General features: G+C 40.0%; 14 protein-coding genes and 1 pseudogene. 4 read left to right on the top strand and 11 right to left on the bottom strand.

Features of this window, described 5'->3' with window-relative positions:
• A pseudogene (locus AB4Z17_RS28325) lies at positions 1-451 on the bottom strand (acyltransferase domain-containing protein); the annotation flags it as partial.
• 15 nt (positions 452-466) lie between these two features.
• Entirely contained in the window at positions 467-1,804 is a 1,338-nt protein-coding gene (locus AB4Z17_RS28320; RefSeq protein ID WP_441963532.1) for a DUF4832 domain-containing protein, read from the bottom strand.
• Between the two features lie 337 nt (positions 1,805-2,141).
• Here AB4Z17_RS28320 and AB4Z17_RS28315 point away from each other — a divergent pair, with 337 nt between their 5' ends.
• On the top strand, positions 2,142-3,164 hold the full coding sequence (locus AB4Z17_RS28315) for a LacI family DNA-binding transcriptional regulator (protein ID WP_441912344.1): 1,023 nt from the start codon (positions 2,142-2,144) through the stop codon (positions 3,162-3,164).
• 127 nt (positions 3,165-3,291) lie between these two features.
• Here the strand turns inward: AB4Z17_RS28315 and AB4Z17_RS28310 are convergent, their stop codons facing one another.
• Positions 3,292-3,750, bottom strand: coding sequence for a type II toxin-antitoxin system VapC family toxin (locus AB4Z17_RS28310; protein ID WP_441963530.1), 459 nt, complete (start codon positions 3,748-3,750; stop codon positions 3,292-3,294).
• Between the two features lie 13 nt (positions 3,751-3,763).
• Positions 3,764-4,066 carry a hypothetical protein gene (locus AB4Z17_RS28305; RefSeq protein WP_441963528.1) on the bottom strand — a complete coding sequence of 101 codons (303 nt, stop codon included), beginning with the start codon at positions 4,064-4,066 and terminating at the stop codon, positions 3,764-3,766.
• A 176-nt stretch (positions 4,067-4,242) separates the two neighbouring features.
• Between AB4Z17_RS28305 and AB4Z17_RS28300 the strand changes: the two genes are divergently transcribed.
• Both AB4Z17_RS28300 and AB4Z17_RS28295 read left to right on the top strand, forming a co-directional pair.
• Positions 4,243-4,881, top strand: coding sequence for a cell wall hydrolase (locus AB4Z17_RS28300; protein WP_441963526.1), 639 nt, complete (start codon positions 4,243-4,245; stop codon positions 4,879-4,881).
• Between the two features lie 48 nt (positions 4,882-4,929).
• The gene (locus AB4Z17_RS28295) at positions 4,930-5,118 is read left to right on the top strand and encodes a hypothetical protein (protein ID WP_430058443.1); all 189 of its coding nucleotides are present in this window, start codon (positions 4,930-4,932) and stop codon (positions 5,116-5,118) included.
• 101 nt (positions 5,119-5,219) lie between these two features.
• Here the strand turns inward: AB4Z17_RS28295 and AB4Z17_RS28290 are convergent, their stop codons facing one another.
• Positions 5,220-5,750 (bottom strand): DinB family protein, encoded by a 531-nt coding sequence (locus AB4Z17_RS28290; protein WP_441963525.1) that lies wholly within the window; start codon positions 5,748-5,750, stop codon positions 5,220-5,222.
• Positions 5,751-5,944: 194 nt separating this feature from the next.
• Between AB4Z17_RS28290 and AB4Z17_RS28285 the strand changes: the two genes are divergently transcribed.
• Positions 5,945-6,859, top strand: a complete 915-nt coding sequence (locus tag AB4Z17_RS28285) for a poly(ethylene terephthalate) hydrolase family protein (protein ID WP_441963523.1) — start codon at positions 5,945-5,947, stop codon at positions 6,857-6,859.
• Between the two features lie 131 nt (positions 6,860-6,990).
• Here the strand turns inward: AB4Z17_RS28285 and AB4Z17_RS28280 are convergent, their stop codons facing one another.
• The 6 genes from AB4Z17_RS28280 to AB4Z17_RS28255 all read right to left on the bottom strand — a co-directional run bounded on the left by AB4Z17_RS28280 (position 6,991) and on the right by AB4Z17_RS28255 (position 10,943).
• Positions 6,991-7,770 carry a class I SAM-dependent methyltransferase gene (locus AB4Z17_RS28280; protein ID WP_441963521.1) on the bottom strand — a complete coding sequence of 260 codons (780 nt, stop codon included), beginning with the start codon at positions 7,768-7,770 and terminating at the stop codon, positions 6,991-6,993.
• A 260-nt stretch (positions 7,771-8,030) separates the two neighbouring features.
• Positions 8,031-8,465 carry a hypothetical protein gene (locus AB4Z17_RS28275; protein WP_441912351.1) on the bottom strand — a complete coding sequence of 145 codons (435 nt, stop codon included), beginning with the start codon at positions 8,463-8,465 and terminating at the stop codon, positions 8,031-8,033.
• Between the two features lie 599 nt (positions 8,466-9,064).
• Positions 9,065-9,292 carry a GH116 family glycosyl-hydrolase gene (locus tag AB4Z17_RS28270; RefSeq protein ID WP_441963519.1) on the bottom strand — a complete coding sequence of 76 codons (228 nt, stop codon included), beginning with the start codon at positions 9,290-9,292 and terminating at the stop codon, positions 9,065-9,067.
• Positions 9,293-9,474: 182 nt separating this feature from the next.
• Positions 9,475-9,657, bottom strand: a complete 183-nt coding sequence (locus tag AB4Z17_RS28265) for a DUF2524 domain-containing protein (RefSeq protein ID WP_441912353.1) — start codon at positions 9,655-9,657, stop codon at positions 9,475-9,477.
• A gap of 316 nt (positions 9,658-9,973) precedes the next feature.
• Complete coding sequence (locus AB4Z17_RS28260) at positions 9,974-10,513, bottom strand: ChbG/HpnK family deacetylase (protein ID WP_441963517.1); 540 nt, start codon at positions 10,511-10,513, stop codon at positions 9,974-9,976.
• 61 nt (positions 10,514-10,574) lie between these two features.
• Positions 10,575-10,943 (bottom strand): iron chaperone, encoded by a 369-nt coding sequence (locus AB4Z17_RS28255; protein ID WP_441963534.1) that lies wholly within the window; start codon positions 10,941-10,943, stop codon positions 10,575-10,577.
• Between the last annotated feature and the right edge of the window lie 9 nt (positions 10,944-10,952).

The raw sequence follows: 10,952 nt of genomic DNA, 5'->3' as shown, positions 1-10,952 counted from the left end.
CCACTAATTTTTCCAACTGAGCTTTAAGCGGCTGATGAGGGATATTCTCGAAATATGGTTTAGGAATTCCACGCTTTTCCACCATTTCCATAGAAGGGACAACACAAGCAAGCAGCAAAAGAAAGGAATATAAATCACCGTATTGCTTCATACATCCCGGAGTCATATTCGTATAAAAGTCTTCATCACAGCGATTGCGCAATGAGCACATGTCATCTACTAAAAAGGCCGTGAATAGAAATAATATTTCATCCTTTTCTATCGCTTCAATTCCGTCAACCAGCCACTGTTTGGTATGCTCGGGAAGTTGATATTGCTCAAAAATATCATTTAAAAACTTACGTGGAATGAGTATAGTCTTGTTACTCGGTTCGTAGCTTTTATATTTGTCTTCTAAACCTTCTGGAAGATAATCAAAATTGCAGTACGCAGCAGCCGTTTTAAAATCCAACCGTATCGACATTCGTTACTGATCCCCTTTTATTAAAAGTTTTCCCATCTCATAATAGCCTTCCTTATTACCTTCAATCGCCAGCTTAACATTTCCAATCTCTTGAACACCTGTTTCTATGCCAATTTCTAAACGATACTCTCCTGCTGGCACATCGTTCGGAATCGAGAAACTCTCTTCCCAAGCAATATCTTCATCCGGCAGCCATTCTCTTATATCTTCTCTGCTATAAAGTGTATAAGTCTGTTTATTGCTTGTTAGCTTCAAAACAAGCGGATAGCGATTATAAATTGGTGCAACCCCGACATTAGCCCACAAAGCAGCAACATCTAGATTCCCGCCTGCCTCAACTTCAGCATCATAAGTGAACTTTCTTAATTCAAAGCGGTAGCCCATCTTGTTTAACCACTGCTTCACATGATCTTTCCAAGGCTCCGGTACGATTGTCCCTTTGTTGTTGAAGGAAGAGATATGCCATTTGAGCGTTTCTTGAATAATGTAATCAATATCCCAGCCCTGAATATACCAGTCATTCAYATGCCAGCATGCTTCAAATAAAATCGGAGCTTTCTCCCAAGCATTTTCCATTTTAAAGTTCTGTATATTCTGAGGGTAGAAATCGGTCATATGAGACCATCGTTTGCCATGAAAACCGCCCATATCGCCGAGACAATCGACACGAAAGCCTACTTTGGCTTTGCGATCCGTTATGATCTTCATTGAAAGCGGATCATGTAAAAGCGCTTGCAAAGGTGTTATTTTAAAACCATCCAAATAAGCATCTGTAATACATTGAATGGCCTCTGGCTCTAAAAACTCCGTGCCCCCGCCTTCCCCCCATGCTCCTACAATTGTCAAATCAATAGAGCTTATAACGGGATGCCCGTCATACTTCTTTGCAAAAGCTTTTATAAAATCAGACCAATACTCCACATACCTCGTTGTCTCAGGATCTACTCTCCAAAAAGGAAAATCGGGCTCCTCCGGACTTTCCGCTCGAAACCATTCCGGTATATCATCTTCTTCACTTAGTGCATATGGCGAACAACGTACCACCGCAGTACATCCCATGGATTTGGCATACTCCAGCTTTTCCTCAAGCACTTCCCACCTGAAAACACCTTTTGCAATTTCTATATCCCTCCAGCGAGCACTGCAGAAATAGACTTTGCTGTCCGGATGATTGTATGTCCTGCTGTCTTGCGTAAATTTATATTTCTCTTTCTTTTCCCCTCTATTGTCAAACACATCACCGATGTCATCCATTAAACCAGGTGCTGAAATAAAACCAATGCCAGGATTGCTTAGTAAGCTATCCACGATTACCGGGTACACGGTCATCGCTTTATTCATGTCTCATCATCTCCTCACTAGGTATTCTCTTTAAATAAACAACATTTGCTTTTTTGTTACGTTGTGTGTTACGTTATATACGAGGTTTGTTTAGTAATCTTATGGTGCAATTATAACATTTCTAACCAATCCTGCAAGAGGAAATTACATTGTTCTCAAATAAAATTTAATGTGAGACTACGCATCATTCGTATGTTACTATATAGTTTAGTAGGCATACATACAGATAAATCGGTATGAACGTAATTTTCACGCAACAAAACATAAAAGCGCTAATGATGAATCACAACGTAACATAACGATCATTAGCATTTTCAAAAGGAGACTATGCATAGCTATGAGTACGATTAGGGATGTTGCTAAATTAGCGAATGTGTCCACGGCTACCGTATCTAGAGTTTTAAATCATGATACGAAGTATAAAATCACAGATGAAACACGAGATAGAGTCTGGCAGGCCGTTACACAGCTTAACTATAAAATTACTGATAGCCCCAAGCATCAAGCAGCAACGAAGGATCATTCGGCAAACAAAGCTCAAGTCAAAATAGGGTGCGTTTTAAGTGTGACAAAAAACAAGTATAACGATCCGTATTTCATGTCTATATTATCCGGTGTAGAAAAGAGATTGCTTCAATCAGGTTATAATATTGCCTTTATTCGAACAGGTCCTGAATTAGATGATAAGAAGATATTGTTTAACACGTTTAGTGAATCGATTACAGGTCTTATCCTAATGGAATCCTTAAATAGCGAAACATATGAATATGTTCGCAAGCAGGTACCTCATATTGTTGGCATCGATACAGAACGCTGGGATATTGATAATGTAGGTTATGACCATTACAATGTTGCTTCTTTAGCCGTGAGCCATCTTATTGAAAAAGGACATACGAATATTGGCTATATAGGTGGAAGCGGCTTAAAAAGCAACTTAAAAGAGAGCCGGCGCTATCAAGGGTACTATTCCACCATGCATGCTGCTGGAATGAGTGTTAATCCCGAATGGCTTATTGATTGCATGTGGGATGAGGTTGTCTGTATCGATAAAGTCAATCATCTATGCCAAACAAACAACTTGCCTACCGCCTTCTTTGCAGCCAGTGATTTGATGGCTATGGCAACCCTTAACAGCTTATATAACAACGGGATCTCTGTCCCTGACGAAGTCGCTGTTATCGGCCTATCCAACATTGAAGTATCCAAATACTCCAATCCTCCTCTATCAACCATTGATGTGCCGACCGAGGAAATTGGGATGGTCGCCGTTGACTTATTATTAGAACGAATGAATGGGAATAGCCTGCTGCCGAAGAAGGTTATTTTACCTACACATTTGGTCGTTCGCAGCTCTACTTAATTCACATTAGAAAGAACAAAAGCAGCCCCTCCTCTAACGAGGAAGAGCTGCTTTTTGGCGTCTGCATCAATACTAAAAAAGTCTAATACGATGCATGCCAATATGGCTGTATTTATTTAAATGCTTATTATTTGGACGGAATGATCCGTATATCCTTATCCAAATTGGCTAGCATCATGTAATTGTGATTGAAAGTAAAGATACGTTTTACCTGATAATAGGACATAGTCACAGCGGTTAATGCTTCGCTGAGAGAGAATCGGAGCTCAGGCCTGTCGATAAGCAATCTGCGCGATTCCCCCTCAAATTCAGGGCCGCTGGAGATGACCGCGAGCTTGCCTTTACTGACAGCCTTATCAATTGCATTTAGAAAATATTCCGCCTGCTGATAGCTGTATTCATTGCGAAGCCATTCGTGAAGATCAAATAAAATTGAGTTGGTCGTTACATAATTACGTTCAAGATCATGCAAATCCAAAAACAAGGAACGAGCTTTCACATAATGAGGGTCCTCTGGGTTCATCAATGCAGCAAAAGCTGTTTCATCCAAAAATATTGTATCTTGTACATTTAAGTGGTTATCCAACTGTCAGCACTCCTTATTCCTCTAATTTGCAAATACCATCCAAATACAAAAGCGGGTTATCTTCCTTCTGGCCCATTGTGATGGGGGCTATTTCGTATGGAGCGCTTGCCAAGTATTGGACTATGATGCCATCAATAATCGCTTGCACGGTCGTATGCTGCTTATCGGCGATTGCTTTCAGCTCAACATAATGTTGTGGATTGAGTTCTATAATAGCTTTTTCTTCTTCTTCACTTCTTGAAGAAATAAGCTCGGAAGCGGTAGACTTCGCTTTTTCGAATTGATTTTGAATGAAGCGTTTGTAATTATTCACCATCGTTATTCACTCCTTATGTATTGCTTTTATAAGGTTTCGTCGCGTTTTATTGATTTCAGGGGGGCATGTAAATGAGAAAATCTTAACAAGATTATCCTATTCATGCTGTGCTAGAATAAACGCTCAATGCCATCCAATCATTACCTATCATTCGCATCAGGAGGGATTTATTCATCATGAACAGATTTTTGACTCTTTTTGTCCTACTCGTACTAGTTACCGCAGCCGTATCAAATCACAAAGTTGAGGCATCATCCGTGTTGAAACTTGGCAGCAAGGGACAGGACATTACAGATCTGCAGTTTCGGCTTCAAACAATGGGTCATTACAATTTGCCCATCGATAACAGTTTTGGAAAGGCTACCCGCACTGCGGTTCAATCCTTTCAAAAAAAGAACGGTCTCCAGGGTGACGGCGTTGTAGGTCCAAAAACATGGGCGAAGCTCAAAAAATTGTCGGTCAACAAAAAAGAACTTTCCATGCTCGCACGTGTCATCTATGCCGAGGCTAGAGGAGAAGAGTATAAAGGCCAAGTGGCGGTTGGGGCAGTTGTCATGAATCGACTTCAGTCTTCAAAATTCCCCAACACAGTAAAAGAAGTCATTATGGAGCCCAATGCGTTCTCTGCCGTAAAGGACGGACAGTACTGGCTTATTCCGAACCAAACGGCATTCAAAGCCGCTAAAGCTGCTGTAAAAGGGAATGATCCCACTGGCAATGCGTTGTTCTTCTTTAATCCGATAATTACCAATTCAGCTTGGTTCAAGACGCGTACAGCCACTAAGAAAATAGGCAGTCATCAGTTTACACTTTAGGTTTAGCCGATATTGAAGAACGCCTATCGAGAACAGGAGAATATAGGAATGCGCATGGATACGAAGGAAAGGCATCAGGCTAGGGTTGAATTGGTCATTGATATTATTAAAGGAATATTTGAAAAAGAGACGATTTCGGAAGCTCTCAAAGAGAAATTAAATCAAATGAGTTATGATGATTTAGGGGATTTTGTTTTGGATATCGCCAAAAACCGATCTCTTGATAAAATTGATTAATGCAATGTAAGGCTACATCAATAAGAAGAGCAAGCGCTGCAGCAGCGTTTGCTCTTCTTTATCTTTACAGCGCACAAATAATGATAGCTGTGCTTCTCCTCTTATTTAGACAGCGAATCGTCACCATACCACTTTCTAAGCAAATTAATATGAGCTTGATGATAGCGGCTATGGTCAGCCATATGCCATAAGCCCCAACGTATCGTTGCATGCTTTTCATTTTCATGTCCAAAAGCAACAACTTTGTCTAAATCAGCATCTGTTAATTGTGCACATGAATCATTTAACATTTTTAATACATCATCATATTTGGTCATTAGTGTGTTCAAAGGTATCCCTTTGACCATCGGAAGTCTATTATTTTCATCTATCATGGGGCCATATAATTCCTTTAATGACTGAGGAAGTGGTTGTCCCTTTAATCTATAAACCCAATTTAGATCAACATACATGATGTGTTTGATTAACTGAGCAGTACTATTAAAATTGTGATCAGGTCCCTTAAAATCTAATTCTTCTTGTGACATGCCGCCAGTAATAAATTGCAACCGTTGGTTATTCTCTTTTACAGCGGAAAATAACATTCCCACAATAGGTGTCATATTCGCTTCACCTTTTAAATCGCAAAGCATTCTAGTTCCTCCTCCCTAGCTTAATATGAACTGCGAACCGTTTAATGTGAAAATTAACATTGCCGATAAGCATAGAGTATAATAAAACTACTAAACAACTATGAAAACGAATAAGGCTCATCATCATGATCATCCGGCATTATACCCTGACATTTCGGATAACGTACACGTTAGTCATAGCGAGAGGAGATTGTATGCCGCAAATTAAGAGAGTTCTCAGAAGCAAATGGCTATTATGGACGACCGGCATTGTTTTAATTATGATTTTAGCTTTCTCTACAGTGTCCTTTCTGCTGGTGAACTCCGTTTCTGCTGCTTTTGAGATAGGCAGCGTGGAAGAGAAATATGCGTCATATGGAGAATACGATGTAGAGACGCGCGAGATCTTAGACGAACATGGTGAAAAGCTGTATAAAGTCTACTCCCCAAAATCACAAGGTTCGATGCATCCTCTCATTGCTTGGGGCAACGGAACAGGAGCGCTGCCTGAGCAATACGATGAGCTTTTTAACCATTTAGCTAGTTGGGGATTTGTAGTTATTGATACTTTTAGCACAACAACTGGGACGGGAAAAGAAATTGTTGCGTCAATTGATTATATGTTAGCACAAAACGATATGCCCGGCAGCCCGTTCTTTCAACGAATTCAAAAAGATCAAATAGGCGCTGCAGGCCATTCTCAAGGCTCCACAGGTGTAATTAACGCGCACACCAACTTTGAACATGGCGATCTCATCAAGACGGTTGTCTCAATTGCGCTCCCGAAGCTGAAATATTGTGATCCAGAGGATGTTTATGACACATCCGCTTTAAAGGTACCTTTTTTTGTGATGAGTGGAACGCGTGATTTTATTATCTCCCCTTCATCCTCCAACAAAGTAGAGATTAGTAAGGCAAATCCACATATTCCGGCAATGATGGCGATGGCAAAAGGGGCGGCACATACGGCGATTGAGCAAGATGGCGGTCAACATAGAGGATATCTGACCGCATGGATGAGATATCAGTTAATGGATGATTCACAGGCAATGTCCGCCTTTATGGGCAAAGATGCTGAAATTTTAACGAACAAACGCTGGAAAGATGTTTATTCAGCAAACATGCAGTAATAATAGCTTTCATAGCGTATGTGCGTTCAAACACCGTTCAAATAAAAAGGCTGCCTCAAATCGTAGTTAAAACTACTTGACTTGAGAGCGGCCCTTTTCTAATTAAATGGGGGTGTTTACATAAGAAATATTTATGAACGGACCGCTTGAATATATACGGATTCGCCATTGAAGGAGGAAAGTCTGCCAGATTCTTCAGTTTGAATCGAGAAAAAATCTTTCATCTCCTGCGGGGTTTGCAGCATTTTTGTCTCAAGTAAAGCCTGCTCCGTTTCTGGAAGATCGGACCGTTCACACCATTCCTGGAATTTAAACGTTTTGGGGAAACAAACCATTATTTCAAGGCGAAATCCGCTATTCTCCAGCAGGTTAATCCATTCAGACTTTTTCCAAGCACGAACATGGCTAGGGTCCCTTTGCTTTTCAACCTGATTGTAAAATTCATCAAACGTTTCATTCTCAGGAGCAACATTGTCAATTAGAAGCAGCTTGCCGCCCGGCTTAATGACGCGGAATGCTTCTGAAGCGAAAGCAGGCACATTTGGAAAATGATGCGCTGCAATACGGCAAGCTACCAAGTCAAAGGAAGCATCGGCAAATGGAAGCAGCTCGGCGTCCCCCTGTACGAAGTCGACGTTGGAATGTCCATTACCATGAATAAATTTCGAAGCCTTCTCTAACATCTGTTCTGTCAGATCATAAGCAATCACATGACGGACCAGCGGTGCAAGCGCATTGGCCACATGCCCGCCTCCTGTTGCAACGTCAAGTACCTCCATCTCCTTGTTGGCTTGGGATGACGAAACAAGAAAAGCCAAATCTTCGCCTTTGGCATGGCGGCTGCTTGTTACATATTTTGCAGCATTTTTTCCAAATTGCTTCTGTACTTGATCTTTTATTGATTCTCCCATTGCTGCTCCTCCTTTTATAAAATGAGTATTCTGTTTCATTGTATGAAACACGATTTCATAATGTGAAACTACTTTCAATTTATCATAAGTTCCTGAGGTTGTAAATGCTGCTTTTCCGTCCCAAAAGCAGCTCTATTTTCTGTAATGTGCTCGTAGAAAAACAAATGCCAACCAAGAACATCTGGTTGGCATTTGCGTTTCTTTCCTTTATAATCCCGTATTTGACTTCTACAATCTACATACTAGAGCGCCTATACGAGTTAAATCCGCTTCTTATATCTGTTTCTAACGAGAAAAATCACCAAAATGGCTAATAGTGAAATAATGATCACATTTCTCACTAAACCTGAGTAATCAGTATTCTCTCCTTTGAATTTACCATCTCGGTTTGCTTTTATAAACTTCCCATCTTTTTGTTGAACTGCGATCGCTTCATCTGTACTAATACCTTTGATTGAATAATACTTAGTCCCCTTCTTATATGAGTTAGAGTAATTGCCAGTATAGGTTTCCATATCTGAATATACAGTGACATGCCCAATCTTTTTATGTATATCTGTTACATACTCATCACTTATTACATAAACATAACCATGCCAAACAACAAATTCATTTGCCCATGAAGTTGCTGATAAATTGCCTGGAAATAATAATGAAGTGATCAAAATAAAGAAAATGAAATGCTTCCTCCTCATACAATACCTCCCTTTTTAAAAATCAATCGGTTCAAATTGATCACTTTAATTTCACGGCTGTCCTCCAAAAAGGGCAGCAATTAAGTATCCAATAAACATAAAAATAAAAACACTGATGGTCATTAGTGCATTGGAGATCATTCCCCATTTACTTCTTCCAAGCAGCCCAAATAAAAATCCTATAGGATTTATTAGAAAGGTGAGCAACCACAATTTGTACATATGCTCAAATAAAATATCAGTCAACCAAGCTGACAGTCCTAAGAGTACACAGATAAATGATAAGGCAATCCAACTTTTCTTATTGATAACTGCTCCCCTCCAATACTCTAACTAAGATTGAAAAGACGACAAAGTTATTTTGTACCACATTATACCTTAAATTGAACCATATGTATTTAGCTAACATGTCAATTCGTTCAACGAAGGGCTACCATACGGAAGCCCCTGTTCATTCATGTATCATTACCAGCTAGAATTCCTTTAGAGCATTAATGATCAGCTTTGCATAAAAAAAAAGCGCCTCAGTACGATGGGAGTGTACAAAGAGCCATAGCCCTTTTAATCCCATTATCCATAAGGACGCTCTACTACGAGGTTTAAATCTCTAACGATTTCAATGCTGTACGTGTCTGTTCCCTTTCCGTCGGAATGGGGTTGCCAGCCGAGAGACATAACGTATAAACAATCGGTTCATGATCCGTATTTTCAATTTCCCACTCGAAGAACGCCGCGGGAAGGCTCGAGTCATCTTCATGGAGCGGGATGAGTGGGTTAAAGGCCAATAATGCAACGCGTCCCGGGAAATCGATATCCGCGAATGACATGCTAGCCGTGGTCAATCGCGGTTACTTCAAAAGGAACTTATAATCGGGGCATCGGACGAGAACATAAAGTCCTAAACAGCCGTTGTTTAAGAGCATATTGATTACGCGCTTGAAAAAATGAATCCCCTACTTCACCCCTCATTCGGGTAAAGAAGGGGATTCATCGTTTATTCAAATTCAGACTAATGATTAATATCACATTTGTTTAATATGAACGAGATTTGATTTTCAAGTCGATTGATCGTTTCTTGTGATTCTTTGTCTTCTCCTTGCTGTTTACGAAGCGATTCGAGCTCCTGCTTGAGTTGATGCAGATCATCTCCCGCATTTGCACAATTATAATTACTCTCAAGGTTATCAAGCATGTTTTATCCTCCAATCGATGGTCTGTGTACTTGAATATTATGGTGGATATCGATTAATTTATTCATATCCTTCAGAACGATCTCTCCCCGTTAGTTGCAGTTTTGTAGGTCACGGATGTCTTTCCATGAAATGAGTTTGATGTTTTCCTGTTTGAAAAGCTGCAAAATATCTAAATCACAGAGTTAGCGAAATTCAATTTCCCTTTCCAAGCAACAGCTTGTTAATCGTATCAATTCTTCAGTAATTATAGAGGGATGAACTGTTACCTGAGTGATACCAGGCTTTATGTTTCGACCATAGTTATAAATTGCGTCTTCACTCCGAAAACGTCTCCCATTGCTCTTCATTTAAAAACGGTTGCATTAATATTCTTTTAGGCAAATTAAAGGGGAGTTGAAACTCTTGACACAAATCCAATGCAATCTCTAAGAAATCACGTCCGGTGCATAAACCAAAGATACTCCCTGCATGACTATCAAGATGAGTAGGTTCTACCCCTTGAGAAATTGCATATTTAATTTGAGCTTGTAATTCAAGCCTAACCTCATCGAGATCTGCATGGGACTCCAAGTATGCGATATCCGTAAAAAATTCATTGTCTGAAGTAACCAGGCTGTGCAGTGGATTCTCAAGATACACAGGCTTATATCCTTGATGCTCTGGACTTGATAATGTCAGATGAATTCCTGCGTACTCGATAGTCTGAAAATCWCCATTGTTTACAGCTTTTTTAGCCGCTGGACAAGGAATCATGATTGATGTTGAGGTAATGGCAGCCTGTTGAAATAATGCCAGAATGTCCTCATTTGTTCCTTCAATAATCCAGTTGAAACAAGAATAAGGACATAAGCACATCTGTGCCTACGCCCTTATGTTCTTGAATAACGAATTAATTCAATTGGGTATAATATTTATATTATCGCCAAAAGGTCGAACAGTCTGCCTTATCCAAAATATTAAATTCGATTATTTTCTCAAGTAATAAGAAATCGACCGGACTAGCCCACGGGATACGTATCAACTCCTTGGTGTTGTCATAACCTGCTTGCACAATCTCCTCAGAAARACGATTAATGCCTGCTTTTTCAGGAGCAACAGCCATATGTTGTTTGGCTACGCTAAAGCCAATAATATAAGTGTCGTGATCGGTAAACATAGGCTGCTTCCAGGCGATTTTTGGCATTAAATTCGGAAATTTCTTAGTTACCCAAGTCAAAACCTCTTCTGTTCGTTCCCGATGCTGCGGGTTAACGATAGTTGCTAAATATTGTTCAAAAACTTCCATGTTGTGTCC

Origin of the sequence: Paenibacillus sp. TAF43_2, assembly GCF_052113545.1 — a bacterium.
GTDB lineage: Bacteria > Bacillota > Bacilli > Paenibacillales > Paenibacillaceae > Pristimantibacillus.
The sequence above is the reverse complement of the archived record's forward strand: the minus strand, read 5'-3'. Positions and strand labels throughout refer to the sequence as shown.

Coding starts and splice junctions, on each gene's coding strand:
- AB4Z17_RS28315 (WP_441912344.1), top strand. CDS start 2,142: ATGAGTACGATTAGGGATGTTGCTAAATTAGCGAATGTGTCCACGGCT.
- AB4Z17_RS28305 (WP_441963528.1), bottom strand. CDS start 4,066: ATGGTGAATAATTACAAACGCTTCATTCAAAATCAATTCGAAAAAGCG.
- AB4Z17_RS28300 (WP_441963526.1), top strand. CDS start 4,243: ATGAACAGATTTTTGACTCTTTTTGTCCTACTCGTACTAGTTACCGCA.
- AB4Z17_RS28295 (WP_430058443.1), top strand. CDS start 4,930: ATGCGCATGGATACGAAGGAAAGGCATCAGGCTAGGGTTGAATTGGTC.
- AB4Z17_RS28290 (WP_441963525.1), bottom strand. CDS start 5,750: ATGCTTTGCGATTTAAAAGGTGAAGCGAATATGACACCTATTGTGGGA.
- AB4Z17_RS28285 (WP_441963523.1), top strand. CDS start 5,945: ATGCCGCAAATTAAGAGAGTTCTCAGAAGCAAATGGCTATTATGGACG.
- AB4Z17_RS28280 (WP_441963521.1), bottom strand. CDS start 7,770: ATGGGAGAATCAATAAAAGATCAAGTACAGAAGCAATTTGGAAAAAAT.
- AB4Z17_RS28275 (WP_441912351.1), bottom strand. CDS start 8,465: ATGAGGAGGAAGCATTTCATTTTCTTTATTTTGATCACTTCATTATTA.
- AB4Z17_RS28270 (WP_441963519.1), bottom strand. CDS start 9,292: ATGTCATTCGCGGATATCGATTTCCCGGGACGCGTTGCATTATTGGCC.
- AB4Z17_RS28265 (WP_441912353.1), bottom strand. CDS start 9,657: ATGCTTGATAACCTTGAGAGTAATTATAATTGTGCAAATGCGGGAGAT.